Consider the following 19,609-nt stretch of genomic DNA (forward strand, 5'->3'; position numbering starts at 1 on the left):
CATTTTCGGGCTTTCGTCTCTGTCGCGGCAAGCTTTTGGGCTCCGCCGCGACAGCGACCCGGGCAGGACGCTAATCTGCTTTCAAGCCGGTTGCAAGCTAACATGTTGGCGTGCACATAGGGGACCGCGCCGGCCGAACGCTGCTGCCGCCGAGCCCAGGATCCGCATGGCGACGCGCATGACGAGCCCCTCTCCCAGCAAGCCGCCTGCCCCGCCGCGCATCGATTCCCACCAGCATCTCTGGCGGCTCGACCGCGGCGACTATGGCTGGCTCACGCCCGCGCTCGAGGCCATCCACCGCGACTTCGCCCCGGCCGATCTCGCACCGCTGCTGGCCACCCACGACATCGACGCCACCATCCTCGTCCAAGCCGCGCCGAGCGAGGCCGAAACGCGCTTCCTGCTCGAAACCGCGGCCGCCACGCCCTTCGTCGCCGGCGTCGTCGGCTGGGCCGATTTCGCGGCGCCCGACGCCCCCGCCCGCATCGCCGCGCTGGCCGCATATCCGCTGCTGGTGGGCCTCAGACCCATGGCGCAGGATATTCCCGATCCGCACTGGCTCGCCCGGCCGGAGCTCGCCCCCGCCTTCGCGGCACTGCGCGAGCACAATCTCGTCTTCGACGCGCTGGTGAAGCTGCCGCAGATCCCGGCACTGCTCACCCTGCTGGAGCGCGAGAAGGAGCTTCCCGTCGTCATCGACCACGGCGCCAAACCTGATCTCACATCAACAGGCGTGGCCGGTGCCGACCTTTCCGCCTGGCGCGACGGCATCGCCAAGCTGGCCGCAAAGCCGAACACGGTCTGCAAGCTCTCCGGCCTCGTCACCGAAGCCGGGCCGGACTGGACGGACGCGACGCTGGCGCCTGCGGTGGCGCATCTCCTCGCCTGTTTCGGGCCGGAACGCCTGCTCTGGGGCAGCGACTGGCCGGTCGCGACGCTGCGTGCGCCCTACGCCGAATGGCTCGCAACCGCCGAACGTCTCACCGCGACGCTCTCGGACGCCGAGCGGGCCGCAATCTTCGGCGGCAATGCGGCGCGGGTTTACCTTACGAAACATGGCCGAAATCCGGCCAAAATCGTCAGCGACAGTTCATCTTCGCGGGGCTAGCCTCATCCTTGCTGCCCGACCGCCCGGAATGATCCGTCCGGCCGCAGCGGCATCGACAAGCACCCCATAAGGGGGAGGATCATCATGACACAGACCAGATTCGCGCTTGCTGCCGGCCTTCTCGCGCTCGCCGGCGGGTTCATGATCCAGGCTTCGACGCCGGCGCTCGCGCTGACGATGAAGGAATGCAGCACCAAGTATCAGGCGGCCAAAACGGGCAACGCGCTCAACGGCCAGTCCTGGAACGACTTCCGCAAGACGCAATGCGGCGACAGCGCCACCGCGGCCCCTGCCTCCGCCCCGGCAGCCACGACGGCGCCCGCTCCGGCCGCGCCGAAACCCGCCGCCACGACCGCCGCCGCACCGGCAGCGCCGAAGCCGATGGCGGCCCCCGCCCCGGCCGGCAACGCCGTGTTCCCGAGCAAGGTCGATCCGAAATATTCGCAGCTCTCGGCCGGCAAGCAGCGCTTCAAGACCTGCGACGACCAGTACAACGCCAACAAGGCCACCAATGGCAATGGCGGCCTGAAATGGATCCAGAAGGGCGGCGGCTATTACAGCCAGTGCAACGCCCGCCTGAAGGGCGCCTGAGCCGGTTCCGCGCCGCGCATCGCATGGAAACGCATCGTCATTCCGGGCTAGACCCGGAATGACGATGCGCACCCCTAACAAATCGGCGGGGACGCCCGTCCCACAGTGCCCGGTTGCGGGCGCATGGCGTGGCGATCAGCCCTTCACCGGCGGATGCGTCGCGTGGAGGCCCGGCGCCAGCTCCTGCGCCAGCGCGGCGAGCACGGGATCATAGACCCCCATCTTGCGCAGATGCTCATGGGTCTGCAGCACATAATCGGGATTCTCGCCCGACTGGCCGCGCCCTTGGCGAACCAGCTTCAGCAAGGCGGCGGGCGGCAGCTTGCCGGCATATTGCAGGTGATGGCGGTCCGCGACATAGACCAGCCCCTCGACTCGCCGGCCATCATCCAGCCGCAACGGAACACGGCGCTCGAGATAGACCGCCGTCGCCTGCTCGCGCGCCCTGAGATAGGCGACCGTTTCCTCCGCCCGGCCGGCCTCGACCCGGAAGGCCAGCCCCCGGCACACCCCGCCGCGATCGAGCCCGAGCACGAGGCCCGGCCGGTCCGGCGTGCCGCGATGGACATGCGAGAAGACGCAAAGCGAGCGGTGATAGCCATGGAGCTTCGCCGGAACGCTTTCCGCAAAGGCGAATCCCGGCCGCCAGATCAGCGACCCGTAGCCGAAGACCCAGAGATCCGCCGCATCGCTTTCGCTCGTCATCGCCGTCTCATCATTTGGCCATGCCGGCCTGCTTGGTGGCGGGCATCCGCCACTCTGGCATCCGCCGTTCTGGCGAGCTAACAATCGGCCCGCCTTCGCGCAAGGAACGCCTGCCGCATGACTGACCTCTCCCCGACGCGCCGCCAGAGCCGCTTCTGGCTCTATGCCCCTTTCGGCCTCCTCGTCGTGCTGGCGGCGGCCTGGTCGGGCTTCTGGTTCTACGTCCATGGCCGCACCGTCGCCGAGATCGACAAGGCTCTCGCCAAGGAGGCCGAGCGCGGCCGGAGCTGGACCTGCAACAACCGGACCGTTCGCGGCTTTCCCTTCCGCATCGAGGTCCGCTGCGATTCGCTCGCCCTGACCTCGACGCGCTGGGGCGATGCCGTGCGGGTCGAGACCGGCCCGGCGCTGGCTGTCGGGCAAATCTATTCGCCGGGCCTCGTCATCCTCGAAGCGACCAGCCCCGCCCGCGTCTCCCTGCCGGAAGGCCGCAGCCTCGACATCACCTGGAAGCAGCTCGACGCCAGCCTGGCCTGGCGCGATCCGCAGCGCTTCGCGCTGGTCGCGGCGGAGCCGAACGCCACCCTCACCACGCCGGGGCAGGCCGCCGAGAATTGGCGCGCTGCTTCGCTGGAAACGCATCTGCGCCGCAATCCGGACCGCCCGGCAACCGATCAGGCCGTCGATATCGCGCTCTCCGCCAAGGGGACCGTGCTGCCGGTGATCGACGCCCTGCTCGGCACGACCGATGCCGGCACGATCGACCTGCAGGCGACGCTGACCCAGTCGGAGGCCTTCCGCCAGGGCTTCAACCCCGATGCGCTCGAAGCCTGGCGCAACGCCAACGGCGTCCTCGACATCACGCGCCTCGCCACGACCAAGGGCGCGGCCCGCATCGACGGCAGCGGGCAATTGCTGCTCGACCCGACCCACCATGTTGGCGGCGATCTGCAACTGGCCGCCGCGGGCATCCAGCAGATCGGCGGCGTCCGCGTCGGCAATCTGCTGGGCGGGCTCGGCGGCCTGCTGGGCGGGCGCGGCGGCAGCGCCGCCGCCACGGCGCCCGGCCTCACGCCGCTGCCGCCGGTCTCCCTGCGGGAGGGCCGCGTCTTCCTCGGCCCGATCCGCCTGCCGCTGAAGCCGCTGCTGCCGTTGTATTGAGGCGGCGCGCGTCTCCTCGTCATGCTCGGGCTCGACCCGACCATCTCGGGAAGCGAAGGGGTCAGCGCCTTCTCCGGCAGAAGCTTGCCGAGCCGCAGCCAGGTGCTCGTTTGAAAATGTCGAGCAAATGAAAAGGGGCGCCGAAGCGCCCCTTTTTAAATTCTCTCGACGTCGATGATCGCGGTCACGCCGCCGGCAGCGCCGCGCGCGGCGCCTCGATGCGGGTGATCGCCTTCTTCACCGCGTCCTGCACCTTCTCGAAGGCACGGACCTCGATCTGGCGGACGCGCTCGCGCGACACCCCGAACTCCTCGGAGAGCTCCTCCAGCGTGATCGGATCCTCGGCGAGGCGGCGCGCCTCGAAGATGCGCCGCTCGCGCGGATTCAGCACCTCCAGCGCCTCGTGCAGCGCCGTATGGCGGTTGCTGGCCTCCTCCGAATCGGCGAGGCGGCGCTCCTGGCTCTCGGAATCGTCGACCAGCCAGTCCTGCCATTCGCCTTCGCCATCCTCGCGCAGCGGGGTGTTGAGCGAGGCGTCGCCGCCGAGGCGGCGGTTCATCTCGACCACGTCCTGCTCGTTGACGCCGAGCTTGGTCGCGATCTGCTTGACCTGGTCGGGGCGCAGATCGCCCTCGCCCAGCGCCGCGATCTTGCTCTTGGCCTTGCGCAGGTTGAAGAACAGCTTCTTCTGATTGGCCGTGGTGCCCATCTTCACCAGCGACCAGGAGCGCAGGATGTATTCCTGGATCGAGGCCTTGATCCACCACATCGCATAGGTCGCGAGCCTGAAGCCCTTCTCGGGCTCGAAGCGCTTGACCGCCTGCATCAGGCCGACATTGCCCTCGGACACGACTTCGCCGATCGGCAGGCCGTAGCCGCGATAGCCCATGGCGATCTTGGCGACGAGGCGCAAATGCGAGGTGACGAGCTTATGCGCCGCGTCGCGGTCGCCATGCTCGCGCCAGCGCTTGGCCAGCATGTATTCCTCGCTCGGTTCCAGCATCGGGAACTTGCGGATTTCATCGAGATAACGTGAGAGTCCACCCTCGGCGGACAGGACAGGCAGCGAAGCACTCGCCATGCGCGTGTCTCCTCGTCGAGGCCCCCGCTGTGCGGCGGGCCCACCGCGCGATCAACCTTCGCGCAGGTTTCGGACAATGCGAATTGATCCAACGCAGAAACCGGTCGGGAGTTCGGCGGGATCGATTGCGTGCGGCGCCCCCTTGGCCATCCGCATCCGACAACCCCAGTATATGCGAACTCACTCTGGCGGAAAGGTGGCAGGAACGCCCGATTGGCTCACAGCCTCGCGAGCGCTGTTTGCAGTTTCGCAAAATCCTCGGGCGGGTCGGATTCGAACAGCATCTCCTCGCCCGTCGCCGGATGCGCAAAACCGAGCACCGCCGCATGCAGCGCCTGCCGCCCGAGCGCCGCCAGCGCCTCGCGCGCCTCCTCCGGCAAGCGCACCGCCTTGGTCGCGAAACCGGAGCCGTAGAGCTGATCGCCCAGAAGCGGATGGCCGATATGACTCATATGCACGCGAATCTGATGCGTGCGCCCGGTTTCGAGCCGGCATTCGATCAGGCTCGCCAGCGGCTCGGTCTCGTCGAGCCCCTTCAGAAGCGGCGGATAGCGCTCGATCAGGCGGATATGCGTGATCGCCTCGCGGCCGCGCCCCTCCTTCACCACCGCCATTTTTTCGCGATTGCGGTTGGAGCGCTCGAGCGGGGCGTCGATCGTACCCTCGCGCAGGCGCGGCGTGCCCCAGACCATGGCGAGATAGGCGCGCTGCAGCGGACCGGTGCGGCCATGGTCGGCGAACTGCTTCGCGAGCTTCTGATGCGCGCGGTCGTTCTTGGCGACGACGAGCAGGCCGCTCGTATCCTTGTCGAGCCGGTGGACGATGCCCGGCCGCCTGACCCCGCCGATGCCGGAAAGGCTCTCGCCGCAATGGGCGATCAGCGCGTTGACGAGCGTGCCGTCCTCATGGCCCCCCGCAGGATGCACGACGAGCCCGGCCGGCTTGTCGATCACGATCAGGTGCTCGTCCTCGTAGACGACGTCGAGCGGGATGTCCTGCCCGACCGGATCCGGCGGCTTCGCCTCCGGCATCACCAGCGTGATGGCGTCGCCTTCGGCCACCTTGCGGCTGCCATCGCTGACGGGGGTGCCGTTGAGGCCGACCCCGCCTTCCTTGATCACCTGCTGCAGCCGCGCCCGCGAAATCTCGCCGGCAAGCATGGCGAGCGCCTTGTCGAGCCTGAGGCCCGCCTGCTCCGCCCCGACCTGCAGGGTCACCATGCCGTTGTCCTGGCCGCTCTGGCCGTCCTGATCACAATCCATGCCGTCGCTATAAGGTGCATGACGGCCGGCCGCACGCCTTTTCCGCGAACACCCATCGTCATGCTGGGGCTTGACCCGGTATCGTCTCAGGAAGGCGAGGCACGAGCGAATCGCAACCTGCCACCTCGCGGGAGAGGGTTGGGGTGAGGGGTCGCTCAGCCTCGAATCGTCAGCGCTTTCCAAACCTCTCCTTTTGAAAGGTCGCCCGACCCCTCATCCGTCAGCGCTGCGCGCTGCCACCTTCTCCCGCAAGGGGAGAAGGGAAGGCCCCGCTCAGCCGAACAGGCGGAAACCGCTCTTCTTCGGTTCGCCCGGCGGCTCCTCATCCGGCCCGGGATCGTCGGGCGCGTGCGGAACGGGGAAGATCACCGGCTTCGGCGGCACCGCTTCACGGGCCACAGCGCCATGGGCCGCGGAGGCCGTGGAATTGGTCGCCCCGGCAGGCTTCGGCACCGGAGCGGGCTGTGCTTCCGGCTCCGGCTTCGCAGCCGGCTCGCTCTTGATCTCGACCTTGGCCTCGACCGGAACCGCAGGAGCGGGCTTCGGCTCCTCCTTCGGCGGTGCGGACACCACGACCGCAGCCGGCTCGACGACGGTGACGCTCTCCGGCTTCACCTCGATCAGCTTGGTCGAATCGTCGAGATCCGCGAGCACGTCGTCCAGCGCCTGCGGCGGGCTGCCGAGCGTCGCTGGTGGCACCGTCCAGACGAAGGCGTCGAGCCGCCCGGTGATCGGCGAGACCGGCATCCAGTGATCAGAGACGAGCCCGTCCGCCACCCAAGCCGCGTCATGCGGTGCGCGCGTTGCCCGCCCCAGCCACTCGCGCACCCTGCCGGCGGCGCCATGTTCGGCCTCCTCCAGCTCCGCCATCAGCAGGCAGGCCCGCACCGAGGCCCCACCCGCGAGCAGAGGCTTCAGCGTGTCGCGCGCCTTCTGGAACTCGCGCGCCTGAATGGCCGCGCCGGCCAGCACCAGCACGCTTTCCGGGTCGGCCGGGCGAAGCTTCGACAGCGTCATCGCCCGGTTCAGCCGGTCGAGCGCGCTGTCGCCGAGACGGACATCGAGATAGGCCGCCGCGACATCGGGATGCGGCGCCTCGCGCCAGGCCGCCTCCAGCAGCTTCGACGCCTTGCGCACATCGCCACGCTCGGCCAGCATCCGGCCGGCAAGCGCCGCCGCCGGGGTCAGCGCCGGCGCGAGCTTCACCGCTTCCAGCGCCGCGGCGAGCGCCCGCTCCGGCTCCTTGTCGCGGGCTTCGAGCGCTTCGGCCGCAAGCAGCACGGCGCGCTGCCGGCGCGCCTCCGCCTTGTCTGCGAGACGCAAGGCTGCGCGCCGCTCGACGGCGGTGCGTGCCGCCTGCCAGTCGCCGGCATTGGTGTGGAAATCGAGCAGCGCATCGTTCGCCCAGGCGAGCGAGGGCGAGCGGCGCACGGCATCGTCGGCGAAGGCGCGCGCCGCCGCCATGTCGCCGCGGCGCTTGGCCTCGACGAAGAGCCCGCGCAGGCCGAGCACGCGCGTCTCCGAGCGGTCCAGCATCGCCTTGAAGGCGGCCTCTGCGTGAGCGCGATTGCCCGTGAGTTGCGCCGTCTGCGCCTCCAGCAGCAAGGTCAGCGGCTCGTTCGGCACGAAGCGGCGCGCCTCGCCGGTATAACGTCCGGCCGCGACGGGGTCGCCCGCGCCGATCGCGACCATGCCGCGCGAAACGGCCTCGAAGCCGCGTGCCCGGCGCCGCGCCCGCGAGGAGAGGCTGAAGGCGGAAGGCAGGCCGAAGACGAAGCGGATGATGGCCCAGGCCAGCAGCACCAGGAAGGCGAGCAGGACGACGCCGATGGCGCCGATCGCGACGCTGGTGTCGATGCGGTAGCCCTGCCAGATCACCGAGATTTCGCCTGGCCGATCGGCGAGCCATACCGCGCCGAAGGCAAGGCAGGCGAAGACGGCGAGGTAGACGAGAACGCGAACCATGGACCTCTCTATCCTCCGTCAGCCGGCGGCGCCAAGCGCTGCGACCGCATCCTGCGCGATTTTGGCGATGGCTGCATCCGCCGCCGCCCGCTTTTGCAGATCGGCGCCGAATTCCGCGCTGGCGCGACGCGCCGGCTCGGGCAACTGGCCCCAGAGCGCCGCCGCCTTCGGCATGTCGCCGGCCGCAACCGCGCTCTCCAGCCGCAGCGGCAGCGTGGCGGGATCATTCGAGCTGTTGTCGCCGACCGGACGGACCGTGACAATGCGGCTCGTCAAGCCGATCAGCTTGTCCGTCCAGCTATCCGATTGCGGCGTGACCTCGCGCTGGAACATCGCGCCATGCGTGCGGAAGCCCGCCAGCAGCGCCTCCCGCGTCGCCGCGCCCGCTGTCGCGACGGCGGAGAGAGCGGCGACATCGGCCTGCGGGACGCCGGCCTTGACCAGGGCGGCGACGTCGCTCCCGAAGGGGCGCCCGGCCGCCAGAGCCCGCTGGACCCGCTCGGCCAGCACGATTCGCGCCGCCGCCATCCCCTCCGTATTCGCAGTGGGAGCGGCCTTCGCCTGCGTCTCGATGGCGGAGACCCGCCCGGTGAGCTTGTCGAACCGCTCGCTTGTGGCGGCGAGCGCCGCCTCGGTGCGCTGGAGTTGCTCCGTGAGGGCGCCCGTATCGGCCGCTGGCGCCTTGGCAAGCGAGCCGATCCTGCCCGAAAGCGCTTGCAGTTCCGAGCCTGCCTTCGCCGCTGCATCCCCGGCGGTGCCGGCCTTGCGGTCGGCGGCGGTGACGGAGGCCTGAAGCCCGTCGACCCGCCCGCTCAGATCGGCGAGCTGTTCGGGCGTGACGGCCGGGCTGCTCGCCCGCAGTGCGTAGAGCATCAGCCCCGCGCCGAGAACGCCGCCGAGGACGCCGGCAATCGCCAGAGCCGGCCAGGGCGTCGCCGGCTTCGCAACCGGCGCTGCGGCCGCGGCCCGCGGCGGTTCAGGTGGCGGCGGCGAGAATTCCTGCGGCAGCGCCTCGGTGGGCGCCACGGCCTCGGGCGCGGACGCTCCTGCAACGGCCTCGGCCTTCCCGGCCATATCGGCGTCCGACTGTGCCTTGAGATCGATCGTCGGCGGCGTGCGCTTCAGGCTGCCGCGCGGCTCCGCCTGCGCCGACCCGCCCGGCTTCTGCCGCCGGGAAACCTCCTCCAGCGCCGCCAGCATCGCGGCCTCCTCGGGGTGCTCGGCGACGAGCACCGTGCTGGCGCCGGCCGAGATCAAGGGCGAGGCGACATCGGCCGAGAGCGCGACATGGGTGAGCTCGAGCGCTTCCGCGCCGACGCCGGCCGCTTGCGCGAGGCTCAGGAAAGTCCGCGCCCCGCGCGCCGAATAATGCAGGGCGGCGTCGGCCCGGCCGTGCCGCAGCGCGGCCTGCGTGTCCTCCGGCAATACCGAGACCGGCTCGGCGGCATAAGCCTCCCAGAGCGTGATGTCGTAGCCTGCGTCCTTCAGCCGCTGTGGCACGTCCTCCTTGCGGTCGCGGCCGAGGATCAGCAGCAGCCGCGCCGGCGCCGGCACCGTCCGCGTGATCAGCTCGATCAGGTCGTTGCGGTCGCCATCGGCGCTGCGGGCGTCGTCGAGGCCGGCCTCACGGACCTTCGCCGCCGTGCGAGCGCCGACGGTGAACACCGGCAGGTCGCGCCAGCCCTCGGGTCCCTCGACGAGCACGGGAACGGCATTGCCGCTGGTCAGGACGATGGCCGCGAAATCGCCGGCCGGTGCCTCCCCCGGTAGCCTGACCACCTCGAACAGCGGCGCGACCAGCGGCTCGAAGCCATGGGCGGCGATCGCCTGCGCCGTCCGGTCGGCATCGGGGCGGGGTCGGAAGACGAAGACGCGCATTCGCTGCTCCTATGGCATCGGATCGAAACGCGGAATCCAGCTTCCGGAACAATCCCATGCGATAACAAATACATAGATCACCGTCATCGCGTCCGGCAGGACGCGCGGCGCTCTAGCGAGGCAACCACCGGTCACAGGCCGAACCGCAAACGGCATCGGCCAACGCGATCAGGGCGTATTGAGGCGGAACGATGATGCCGGCCATTCCCTCTCCTTTTTCTTTCCGGCGCCACGGAGCCGCTGACGGCGCCCGCTGCATTGCCCTTGGCCTTGGGCCATGGCACGCACTATACGAAGGAATTGCCGGCGGGCCACCGCCAGCCGCGAAGCTTCATCACCTGATCCTCCATTCCGCGGGACAAGTCGACCGATCATGCGTGTTCTAGGGATAGAGACGACCTGCGACGAAACGGCAGCGGCGATCGTCTCCATCGAGCGTTCGGGCGAGAGCAGGATCCTGTCCAACGAGGTGCTGAGCCAGATCGCGGCGCATGCCGCCTATGGCGGCGTCGTGCCGGAGATCGCGGCGCGCGCCCATGTCGAGGCGATCGACCGCATCATCGCGCGCGCCTTCGCCCATGCCGACCTCAAGCCCGGCGACATCGACGCCGTCGCCGCCGCCGCCGGTCCCGGCCTCGTCGGCGGCGTCATGGTCGGCCTCACCGCCGGCAAGGCGATCGCGCTCGCGACGGGCAAGCCCTTCATCGCCGTCAACCATCTCGAGGCCCATGCGCTGACGGCACGCCTCACCGACGATCTCGCCTTTCCCTATCTGCTGCTGCTCGTCTCCGGCGGCCACACCCAGCTCCTCGCGGTGCGCGGCGTCGGCGACTACCTCAAGCTCGGCGGCACCATCGACGACGCGGTCGGCGAGGCCTTCGACAAGATCGCCAAGATGCTCGCCCTGCCCTATCCCGGTGGCCCCTCGGTCGAGCGCGAGGCGGCGAAGGGCGACCCCGAACGCTTCGACTTCCCGCGCCCGCTGCAGGGCCGGCCGACGCCGGATTTCTCGCTCTCCGGCCTCAAGACGGCCGTGCGCCTCGTCGCCGAACGCATCGCGCCGCTCTCCGACAACGACGTCGCCGATCTCTGTGCCTCCTTCCAGGCCGCGATCGTCGACGTCATGGTCGACCGGACCCGCGCCGGCCTGCGCGCCTGCCGCGAGGCCGGCATCACGCCCACGACGCTGGTCGTCGCCGGCGGCGTCGCGGCCAACCAGGCAATCCGCAGCGGGCTGACGCGGCTGGCCACCGAGGCCGGCCTGCCGATGGTCGCCCCGCCGCTGGCGCTGTGCGGCGACAATGGCGCGATGATCGCATGGGCCGGGCTGGAGCGGCTGCGGCTCGGCCTCGTCGACGACATGTCGGCCGTCGCCCGTCCGCGCTGGCCGCTCGACGAACTCGCGGCCAAGCCCGCGACCGCCGCATGAGTCAGAATCCGGGCTTCGCGACGGTCGGCGTCGTCGGCGCCGGCTCCTATGGCGCCGCGCTGGCGCTCGCCGCCCATCGCGCCGGCCGCGAGGTACTCCTCTGGGCGCGCGACACCGCGACGGTCGAGGCGATTCGCGCGACGCGGCAGGCCCCACGCCTGCCCGGCATCGATCTGCCCGAAGCAATCCGCGCCACTTCGACGCTGGCCGATCTCGCTTCCTGCGACGCGCTGGTCGTCGCCGTGCCGACCCAGAACCTGCGCGCGGCCTGCACCGCGATGGCAACCGCATTGCCCGCCGGCGCGCCGGTGATCTCGGCCGCCAAGGGCATCGAGCAGGCGAGCGGGCTGTTCCCGACCGAGATCATCGCCGGAAGCTGGCCGCAAGCCCCGACCGCCATCCTCTCCGGCCCGAGCTTCGCCACCGATATCGGGCACGGCCTGCCGACCGCGGTGACGCTCGCCGCTGCCGATCCCGCGCTGGCGCGCAGCCTCGCCGAGGCGCTGAGCTCGCCCGCTTTCCGCATCTATCATTCGGGCGATCCGCGCGGCGTCGAGATCGGCGGCGCGGCCAAGAACGTGCTCGCCATCGCCGCCGGCATCGCCATCGGGCTCGGCTTCGGCGAGAGCGCCCGCGCCGCGCTGGTGGCGCGCGGTTTCGCCGAACTGCGCCGCTTCGGCGAGGCGCATGGCGCCGATCCCGAGACGCTGATGGGCCTTTCGGGATTGGGCGACGTGGTGCTGAGCTGCGCCTCGCCGCAATCGCGCAATTTCGCCTATGGTCTGGCGCTGGGCCAGGGCAGGAGCCCGGCTGAAGCCGCCGGCGGCAAGCTCGCGGAAGGCGCCTTCACCGCCCCCGTCCTTGCCGAGATGGCGCGGCGGGAGGGCAAGGAGATGCCGATCGCCGAGGCCGTCGCGGCGGTCATCGCGGGCAGGATCGGCGTGCGTGAAGCCGTGGCGGCGCTGCTCGCCCGGCCGCTCAGGGCGGAATGACGGAGGAAGCCATGGCGGGAGAGCTCAACGATCTCGGCAAGCGCATCGCGCGCGGCATCGCGGAGGTCAGGAAGACGACCGGCTCCGAGCTCGTCGCCGAAAGCGGCCCGGTGCCGTTGGCCGGCCGCATCGCCACGCCCGTCATCCAGCATCGCCGGCGAAAGGCCGAGGGCACGCATCGCTTCGTGCTGATCCTGCCTTTCGGCGAGGGCGAGGTCCGGGTCGAGCTCGACCCGAAGGATTACGCCGCGCTGACGCGCGAGATGGTGCGGTTCTGGAACGAACAGGGCGAAGCGGCCTCCAAGCCGCCCGTGCCGTTGAAGGAGGACGAGGCCTGATGGCTCACTGGCTGATCAAATCCGAACCCTCGGTCTGGTCCTGGGACGACCAGGTCAAGGCCGGCGCCAAGGGCACGCATTGGGACGGGGTGAAGAACCACACCGCCAAGCTCAACCTGATGGCCATGAAGAAGGGCGAGCAGGTCTTCTTCTACCACTCCAACGAAGGCCTCGAGGTGGTCGGCATCGTCGAGGTCATCCGCGAGGCCTACCCCTGGGAGGCCGCCGGCCCGCCCTGGGTGCTGGTCGACTTCAAGGCGGTGAAGCCGCTGCCCAGGCCGGTGACGCTCGCCGCCGTCAAGGAAGAGCCGAAGCTCGCCAAGATGTCGCTCGTCACCTCCTTCCGCCTCTCGGTCCAGCCGGTGACGGATGAGGAATGGGACCTCGTCTGCAAGATGGGCGGGCTCTGAACCGATCCGGACCCAAGGCCGACATCGCCGAAAGTCTGTGACACGAAAGTGCGAGCGCGAAGCGCTTGCCGCGCCGCACACGCACCCTATGATGCGCCCAATTCAAACGAAGCGGGACCGCGCCCGCCGGCAGGCGGACACGGGAACGCGACAAAGAACCCTGTCCGGGGAGATGCCTGCCAATGACCGAGATCATCTACGACGTGCCCGCCGCCTGGGCGAAGAAGGCCTGGGCCAACGACGCTAAGTACAAGAAAATGTACGCGGCATCGGTCAAGGATCCCGACAAGTTCTGGGCCGAGCAGGGCAAGCGGATCGACTGGTTCAAGCCGTTCAGCAAGGTCCGCAACGTCAGCTACAAGCCGGGCAAGGTCTCGATCAAATGGTACGAGGACGGCACCACCAACGTCGCCTATAACTGCGTCGATCGGCACCTTGCCACGCGCGCCAAACAGACCGCGATCATCTGGGAAGGCGACGACCCCTCCGAATCGAAGAAGATCAGCTACGGCCAGCTCCACGCCGAAGTCTGCAAATTCGCCAACGTGCTGAAGGCGCATGGCGTCAAGAAGGGCGACCGCGTCACCATCTACCTGCCGATGATCCCGGAGGCGGCCTATGCGATGCTCGCCTGCGCGCGCATCGGCGCCGTCCATTCGGTGGTCTTCGGCGGCTTCTCGCCGGATTCCCTCTCGAACCGCATCGAGGATGCCGATTCCAAGGTCGTCATCACCGCCGACGAAGGCCTGCGCGGCGGCCGCGCCGTGCCGCTCAAGAAGAATGTCGACGCCGCCGACGACAAGGTGAAGGGTGGCATCGGCACCGTCATCGTCGTCAAGCGCACCGGCGGCCATGTCACCATGAAGGAAGGCCGCGACGTCTGGTATCACGAGGAGGCGGAGAAGGTCTCGACCCATTGCCCGCCGGTCGAAATGAAGGCGGAGGACCCTCTCTTCATTCTCTACACCTCGGGCTCGACCGGCAAGCCGAAGGGCGTGCTCCACACCACCGCCGGCTATCTCGTCTACACCTCGATCACCCATCAGTACGTCTTCGACTACCATGACGGCGACATTTACTGGTGCACCGCCGATGTCGGCTGGGTGACGGGCCACAGCTACATCCTCTACGGGCCGCTCGCCAACGGCGCGACGACGCTGATGTTCGAGGGCATCCCGACCTATCCGACGATCTCGCGCTTCTGGGAGGTCATCGACAAGCACAAGGTCAACACCTTCTACACCGCCCCGACCGCGATCCGCTCGCTGATGGGCGCCGGCGAGGAGCCGGTGAAGAAGACCAAGCGCAAGTCGCTGCGCCTGCTCGGCTCGGTCGGCGAGCCGATCAATCCCGAGGCCTGGGAATGGTACCATCGCGTCGTCGGCGAGCGCCGCTGCCCGATCGTCGATACCTGGTGGCAGACCGAGACCGGCGGCATCCTGATCACGCCGCTGCCCGGCGCCACCGCCCTCAAGCCCGGCTCGGCGACGCGGCCCTTCTTCGGCGTCGAGCCCCAGATCGTCGACGCCGAAGGCAAGGTGCTGACCGGCGCCTGCGAGGGCAATCTCGTCATCGCCGAAAGCTGGCCCGGCCAGATGCGCACGGTCTATGGCGACCATAAGCGCTTCGAGGAGACTTATTTCGCGACCTATCCGAACAAGTACTTCACCGGCGACGGCTGCCGGCGCGACGCCGACGGCTATTACTGGATCACCGGCCGCGTCGACGACGTCATCAACGTCTCCGGCCACCGCATGGGCACGGCGGAAGTCGAATCGGCGCTGGTCGCGCACCCCGCCGTCTCGGAGGCGGCGGTCGTCGGCTACCCGCACGACATCAAGGGCCAGGGCATCTACGCCTATGTCACGCTGATGGCGGGCGAGAAGCCGTCCGAGGATCTGCGCAAGGACCTCGTCGCCCATGTCCGTAAGGAGATCGGCCCGATCGCCTCGCCGGACCTGATCCAGTTCGCGCCGGGCCTGCCCAAGACCCGCTCCGGCAAGATCATGCGCCGCATCCTGCGCAAGATCGCCGAGGACGAGCATGGCGCGCTCGGCGACACCTCGACGCTGGCCGACCCCGCCGTGGTCGACGACCTCGTCGCCAATCGCCAGAACAAGCGCAAGGCGGGCTGAACCGCAGCGCGGTCGCGTCTCAGGGCGCGGCCGCGATCACCTCGATCTCGACCTTGAACTCCGGCCGGGTGAAGCCCGAGACGATCATCAGGGTCGAGGCCGGCGGCGGCGCGCCGGCATGGGCGTCGCGCGAATCCATATAGCCCTTCATATGGGCGCGGTCGGTGACATAGGCATTGATCCGCACGATATCGGCGAGCGTCATCCGCGCCTCGGCGAGGATCGCGGCGATGTTGGCGAAGCAGAGATCGGCCTGCGCGCGCGCATCCTCGGGCACGCTCCCATCCGCCGCGACGCCGAGTTGCCCCGAGCAGACGACGAGGCGCCAGCCCGCCGGCACTTCCATGCCGTGGCTGTAGCGGGCGAAGGGAGCAGCGATGCTGGCAGGTGTGAGCGGCGTCATGACGGGTCCTTCCGGGAAGGCCGCACTATGCCTTTGGCGTGACAGCGGAACCAGATCGGACTTCGCGGGTTCGCAAGCGGGCCCGGCTGAGCTAAACCATGCTCATGCCGCGTTCATTATGCCTCTATGATATTGACGCCACGTAAGATTGATCGGAATCGGAACCGCGCCGCATGACGACGACGAAAACCGCCATCCCGGCGCTGAAGGCGACCGCACTCCTCCCGCTCCTCGCCCTGACGGCCTGTGCCGGCTCCCAGCGCTTCTCCGGACCGGTGATGAATCCGCCTTCCTACAATCAGCCGGCCCTGCCCTCCGCGCCGCCGGTCACCTCGGCCCCCATCACCTCCGAGCCGCTGCCGCCGCCCGGCGGCTATCCGACCGCCGCTGCCCCGCCGCCGGGGGCGGGCGCCGGTCTGCCGCCGCCGCAGGATCCGTTCTTCGATCCCAATGCCGGAACGCCACAGGGCCAGGGCCTGCCGCCCGCCGGCCAGCCGGCGCCCGCGCCGGTCGCTCCCGGCAACAACCAGGTTGCGGGCCTCGGTCCGGCGCCCTCCGCCCCGGCCCGCCCGGCCGCGACGCGTGACAACGTGATCGGGAGCTGGACCGCGCGCGAGGCCACCGGCGGCACCTGCCGCGTCCAGCTTTCGAGCTCGCCGACCCTCGATCTCTACCGCGCCAGCTCGTCGGGCTGCGCCAATCGCGATCTGCAGAAGATCACCGCCTGGGACTATCGCGACGGCGAGGTCTATCTCTACCAGCAAGGCGGCACGGTCGCGGCGCGGCTGCGCGCCTCGGGCGGCAACGCGCTAGACGGCGCCGTGACGAAATCGGGCGCCGCCCTCTCGCTCAACCGCTGAGGGCAGCGCTCGTCAGGCGCCGAAGGCGCGAGCCAGGATCCGCGTCGGCCAGAAGGTCTTCTGGAGCGACAGGGCAAGCGTCGCGAAGCCCTTCGCATTGTCGAAGGCTTCGTCCAGGATGGTGAAGGGTGTCGGACCGCCGGTCGCGATCACGCCCTCGATATCGGCGTAGCCGCCGGCCAGATCGGCCTCGAACTTCTGCGCGAGCCGCCTCATCGCCGCGTTCTCCGGCAGGCAGGTCATGTAGAGCGTCCTGATCCCGCGATTGCGGGCCGCCGTGATCAGCCGCGAGAACAGCTGGCCGCCGATACCGGCACGACGCCAGCCCGTCTCCACGCTGAAGGCGGCCTCACCTGTCTGCGCGACGATGTCGTCGAGACCGCGCAACTCGGCCGCGCCGCGGACCACCCCGTCCTCGACATAGGCATAGACCAGCCCGCCGACCCCAAAGGTCGTCGTGGCATAATTCTCGAGGAAGGCATCGTTCACGGCCGTGCCGAAGCGCTGCTGGCGCGTCAGCGGATCGAGCCTGAGCAGATGCTCCCTGAAGAGATCGCGTTCTGCCAGCCAGAGCCGGCGAATTTCCCCGCGGCCGGCCTTGCCGCGAGCTTGTGTTGATCGAGCCATTATCATCTCCCGAACAGCGCCCTGAGGCGCGATCGAACAGGAGGCGTTCTTCCCTGAAGCGTCGCGCATCCGACAGGACGCGGCGACGGTGATCTATCGACTTGTTATTGCATCCGCGGCCTCAGATCGCGTCTGAATGCGGCGATTGCAAGAGGCAGACCTGCGGCATTTTCGCCGTAACCGCCGAAGAAACAGGCGAAAATGCCGAAAACCCATGCCCTTGATGCATAGCAAGCGGCCTCATCAGCTTGGGGATGCCGCGAAAAAAAGCACTATAACCCCCGAAATTGTCGTGCGATAATTTCACACTGACCCCGATGACGGCGCGCCCGGCATGAGCTAAGTTGTGTGCTCCCGGTCACTCATATCTGAAGCCCCATGTTCGATCGTCGCAAGCCTCCTGCTGCCCAGCCTTTCGTCACGCACGAAAATATCGAAGCCAAAGTCAAATGGTTCGACCCTGAGAAGGGGTTCGGTTTCGCCTCGCCGGCCGATGGTTCTGCCGACGTTTTCCTGCACATCTCGGCGATCGGCCCGCTGGACCAGCAGGATCTGCTCCCCGGCGCAACCATCGTCGCCGACCTCGGTGAAGGCCGCCGGGGGCTGCAGGTGGTTGCAGTCCACGAGATCGACCCGTCGACGGCGACCCAGACGGCGGCGCCCGCGCCGCGCGGCGGTGGCTTCGGCGCGCGTCCGCCGCGCGACGATTTCGGTGGCGGCTACCAGGACCGCGGTCCCCGCGGCGGCGGCTTTCAGGACCGCAATGGCGGTGGCGGTTTCCAGGATCGCGACAGCGGACCGGTCGAAGGCCCCTATGACGGCGCCGTGAAATTCTTCAACTCGGATCGCGGTTTCGGCTTCATCGCTCCCGATAAGGGCGGCCCGGACGTCTTCCTGCATGTCTCCTCGCTGAGCCGCAGCGGCCTGCAGCCGCCGATGGACGGCCAGCGCGTGCGCTTCTCGATCCGTGCCGGCCGGAAGGGGCCGGAGGCCGCGAACATCAGCTTCATCTGAGACGGCTTCTGCCGCAAAAGACGAAGGCCCGCCAATGGCGGGCCTTTTTTGTTGGATCATGATCAACCGGGCTCGTCATTCTCGGGCGCCGCATGGCGGCGACCCGAGAATCTCGTGCAGGATCGAACGCTTTTCGTTCCTGAGATGCTCGGATCAAGCCCAAGCATGACGGCGTGCCACGCAGGCAGCACCTCGATCAATGCGCGTGATCGTCGCCTTCGAGGCCGCCGATATGCTTCTGGGTGTAGAGTTCCAGGCCGATGCGGCTGATCAGGTCGAGCTGCGTCTCGAGGAAGTCGATATGGCCTTCCTCATCCTTCATCAGGGCCTTGAACAGATCCTCGGACGGGAAATCGCCGACCTCGCGGCAATATTTGGCCGCTTCCTGATAGAGCGTCCGCGCCTCGATCTCGGCCTTGAGGTCGCATTCGATGACCTCGGTGACGGTCTCGCCGATGCGGAGCTGGTCGAGCGTCTGGAGGTTCGGGAAGCCCTCGAGGAAGAGGATGCGGTCGACGAAGCGGTCGGCATGGACCATTTCCTCGATCGACTCCTTCTTCCAGGTCTTGGCCATCTCCTTCAGCCCCCAATTGTCGAGCATCCGGTAATGCAGCCAGTACTGGTTGATCGCGGTGAGCTCCGAGCGCAGCCCCTTGTTGAGATATTCGATGACCTTCTTGTCGCCCTTCATGGCGTCGCTCCTCGCAATCTACATTAGAATGATACTAATGTAGAGAGGTGCATCCGGGAAGGAAAGAGGGAAAACGAAGGCGGCTGCAATCATCCAACGCCGCCCGATCCCGGCAGCGCGTCGCTTACGCGGCCTGCGAGACATCCTCTGACGGCGCGATGCCGTCCAGCATGCGGCCCACGCTGACATGGACGGCGCACGCGATCTCGCGGCTGGCGCAACTGCCGCACTGCGTCGCGCATGCGGCATGGGCCTCGGCCAGGATCGCACGGACCGCGCGCGCGCAACGCCCGCAATCGGGGCTGCAACCGAGGCAGTCATACGCCTCGCCGGCCGTCCGCGGCCCGCTGCCGTCAGCGCCGACGGTGCCCTTGATCTGCCGGCACGAAATGACGTTGCAGGAACAGACGATCACGCGTGATGGCCCGCCACCCGCTTCGTCGTCGTGACCTCTTCGCCATCCGCGCTGCGCAGCCGGACGATGACCTCGACCGAGGCGATCATCATGCCCTCCGGCGCATCCGGCAGGCCCGAGACATGGATCGTCGAGCCGGGGATGTCGGTGACCGTCTCGTCGTCCTCGTTGTAGAAGTGGTGGTGCTCCGAGACATTGGTGTCGAAGAAGGTCTTGGGGCCGGACACCGAAACCTGGCGCAGCAGCCCGGCTTCCGAGAACTGGCGCAGCGTGTTGTAGACCGTGGCGAGGGACAGCGGCTCGCGGGCGCGGATCGCCTCCTCATAGAGCATCTCGGCGCTGACATGGCGGTCGCCCTTGGCGAAGAGCAGCCAGCCCAACGCCATGCGCTGCCGCGTCGGGCGAAGACCCGCCATACGCAGGCGCGCCTTCACCGCGCTGATCGGGCAGGAGGCCGGGCTTTTCTGCGGCCACGGGATATGCTCCGCCGCGACAGCCTGCTCCCGATCCTTGCTCACCAGAACGCTCATCGAAACGCCTTCCA

Annotated in this window: 20 protein-coding genes; 10 read left to right on the forward strand and 10 right to left on the reverse strand. The window is 68.6% G+C overall.

All coding sequences use genetic code 11. From position 1 onward, the window contains the following. Nucleotides 1-178 precede the first annotated feature (178 nt). Nucleotides 179-1,108, forward strand: coding sequence for an amidohydrolase family protein (locus tag AB6806_RS11400; RefSeq protein ID WP_370954631.1), 930 nt, complete (start codon nucleotides 179-181; stop codon nucleotides 1,106-1,108). 84 nt (nucleotides 1,109-1,192) lie between these two features. Then, nucleotides 1,193-1,699 (forward strand): hypothetical protein, encoded by a 507-nt coding sequence (locus AB6806_RS11405; RefSeq protein ID WP_166652890.1) that lies wholly within the window; start codon nucleotides 1,193-1,195, stop codon nucleotides 1,697-1,699. Between the two features lie 135 nt (nucleotides 1,700-1,834). Here AB6806_RS11405 and AB6806_RS11410 read toward each other — a convergent pair whose 3' ends face one another. Next, on the reverse strand, nucleotides 1,835-2,404 hold the full coding sequence (locus tag AB6806_RS11410; RefSeq protein ID WP_038363565.1) for a gamma-glutamylcyclotransferase: 570 nt from the start codon (nucleotides 2,402-2,404) through the stop codon (nucleotides 1,835-1,837). Nucleotides 2,405-2,521: 117 nt separating this feature from the next. Between AB6806_RS11410 and AB6806_RS11415 the strand changes: the two genes are divergently transcribed. Next, the gene (locus AB6806_RS11415; protein WP_370954632.1) at nucleotides 2,522-3,565 is read left to right on the forward strand and encodes a DUF2125 domain-containing protein; all 1,044 of its coding nucleotides are present in this window, start codon (nucleotides 2,522-2,524) and stop codon (nucleotides 3,563-3,565) included. A gap of 184 nt (nucleotides 3,566-3,749) precedes the next feature. On the opposite strand, the gene rpoH is transcribed toward AB6806_RS11415, so the two are convergent. The 4 genes from rpoH to AB6806_RS11435 form a co-directional block, all read right to left on the reverse strand. Further along, a complete protein-coding gene (rpoH, locus tag AB6806_RS11420; protein WP_038363562.1) occupies nucleotides 3,750-4,646 on the reverse strand; it encodes an RNA polymerase sigma factor RpoH in 897 nt (298 codons plus the stop codon). A gap of 218 nt (nucleotides 4,647-4,864) precedes the next feature. Then, a complete protein-coding gene (locus AB6806_RS11425; protein WP_038363561.1) occupies nucleotides 4,865-5,908 on the reverse strand; it encodes an RluA family pseudouridine synthase in 1,044 nt (347 codons plus the stop codon). Between the two features lie 273 nt (nucleotides 5,909-6,181). Beyond that, nucleotides 6,182-7,873: a heme biosynthesis protein HemY gene (locus tag AB6806_RS11430; protein ID WP_133560630.1), complete on the reverse strand. Its 1,692-nt coding sequence runs from the start codon at nucleotides 7,871-7,873 to the stop codon at nucleotides 6,182-6,184. Between the two features lie 18 nt (nucleotides 7,874-7,891). Further along, nucleotides 7,892-9,751 carry a uroporphyrinogen-III synthase gene (locus AB6806_RS11435; protein WP_370954633.1) on the reverse strand — a complete coding sequence of 620 codons (1,860 nt, stop codon included), beginning with the start codon at nucleotides 9,749-9,751 and terminating at the stop codon, nucleotides 7,892-7,894. Between the two features lie 373 nt (nucleotides 9,752-10,124). Between AB6806_RS11435 and tsaD the strand changes: the two genes are divergently transcribed. The 5 genes from tsaD to acs all read left to right on the forward strand — a co-directional run bounded on the left by tsaD (nucleotide 10,125) and on the right by acs (nucleotide 15,055). After that, nucleotides 10,125-11,180 (forward strand): tRNA (adenosine(37)-N6)-threonylcarbamoyltransferase complex transferase subunit TsaD, encoded by a 1,056-nt coding sequence (gene tsaD / locus AB6806_RS11440; RefSeq protein WP_112763635.1) that lies wholly within the window; start codon nucleotides 10,125-10,127, stop codon nucleotides 11,178-11,180. Then, entirely contained in the window at nucleotides 11,177-12,172 is a 996-nt protein-coding gene (locus tag AB6806_RS11445) for an NAD(P)H-dependent glycerol-3-phosphate dehydrogenase (RefSeq protein ID WP_142022121.1), read from the forward strand. Before tsaD ends, AB6806_RS11445 begins: the two co-directional genes overlap by 4 nt. Nucleotides 12,173-12,183: 11 nt before the next feature. Further along, the gene (locus AB6806_RS11450; protein WP_038363555.1) at nucleotides 12,184-12,510 is read left to right on the forward strand and encodes a hypothetical protein; all 327 of its coding nucleotides are present in this window, start codon (nucleotides 12,184-12,186) and stop codon (nucleotides 12,508-12,510) included. Then, entirely contained in the window at nucleotides 12,510-12,920 is a 411-nt protein-coding gene (locus AB6806_RS11455; protein ID WP_142022122.1) for an EVE domain-containing protein, read from the forward strand. Before AB6806_RS11450 ends, AB6806_RS11455 begins: the two co-directional genes overlap by 1 nt. 182 nt (nucleotides 12,921-13,102) lie before the next feature. Further along, the gene (gene acs / locus AB6806_RS11460; RefSeq protein WP_038363550.1) at nucleotides 13,103-15,055 is read left to right on the forward strand and encodes an acetate--CoA ligase; all 1,953 of its coding nucleotides are present in this window, start codon (nucleotides 13,103-13,105) and stop codon (nucleotides 15,053-15,055) included. 19 nt (nucleotides 15,056-15,074) lie between these two features. Here acs and AB6806_RS11465 read toward each other — a convergent pair whose 3' ends face one another. Further along, nucleotides 15,075-15,458, reverse strand: a complete 384-nt coding sequence (locus AB6806_RS11465) for a RidA family protein (RefSeq protein ID WP_113253641.1) — start codon at nucleotides 15,456-15,458, stop codon at nucleotides 15,075-15,077. 173 nt (nucleotides 15,459-15,631) lie between these two features. On the opposite strand from AB6806_RS11465, the gene AB6806_RS11470 reads away from it, so the two are divergent. Continuing rightward, nucleotides 15,632-16,318, forward strand: coding sequence for an AprI/Inh family metalloprotease inhibitor (locus tag AB6806_RS11470; RefSeq protein WP_142022123.1), 687 nt, complete (start codon nucleotides 15,632-15,634; stop codon nucleotides 16,316-16,318). Nucleotides 16,319-16,330: 12 nt separating this feature from the next. Here AB6806_RS11470 and AB6806_RS11475 read toward each other — a convergent pair whose 3' ends face one another. Next, entirely contained in the window at nucleotides 16,331-16,945 is a 615-nt protein-coding gene (locus AB6806_RS11475; RefSeq protein WP_051988081.1) for a GNAT family N-acetyltransferase, read from the reverse strand. A 378-nt stretch (nucleotides 16,946-17,323) separates the two neighbouring features. Between AB6806_RS11475 and AB6806_RS11480 the strand changes: the two genes are divergently transcribed. Continuing rightward, nucleotides 17,324-17,959 carry a cold-shock protein gene (locus tag AB6806_RS11480; protein ID WP_038363542.1) on the forward strand — a complete coding sequence of 212 codons (636 nt, stop codon included), beginning with the start codon at nucleotides 17,324-17,326 and terminating at the stop codon, nucleotides 17,957-17,959. Nucleotides 17,960-18,155: 196 nt separating this feature from the next. Here AB6806_RS11480 and bfr read toward each other — a convergent pair whose 3' ends face one another. From bfr to irrA, 3 genes are all read right to left on the reverse strand, one after another. After that, entirely contained in the window at nucleotides 18,156-18,650 is a 495-nt protein-coding gene (bfr, locus tag AB6806_RS11485; protein ID WP_038363539.1) for a bacterioferritin, read from the reverse strand. 124 nt (nucleotides 18,651-18,774) lie between these two features. Next, nucleotides 18,775-19,065 (reverse strand): (2Fe-2S)-binding protein, encoded by a 291-nt coding sequence (locus AB6806_RS11490; RefSeq protein WP_038363536.1) that lies wholly within the window; start codon nucleotides 19,063-19,065, stop codon nucleotides 18,775-18,777. Next, nucleotides 19,062-19,595: an iron response transcriptional regulator IrrA gene (gene irrA, locus AB6806_RS11495; protein ID WP_051988175.1), complete on the reverse strand. Its 534-nt coding sequence runs from the start codon at nucleotides 19,593-19,595 to the stop codon at nucleotides 19,062-19,064. Before irrA ends, AB6806_RS11490 begins: the two co-directional genes overlap by 4 nt. Nucleotides 19,596-19,609 lie beyond the last annotated feature (14 nt).

Origin of the sequence: Allobosea sp. RCC_152_1, assembly GCF_041360765.1 — a bacterium.
GTDB classification, from domain to species: Bacteria; Pseudomonadota; Alphaproteobacteria; order Rhizobiales; family Beijerinckiaceae; genus Allobosea; species Allobosea spartocytisi.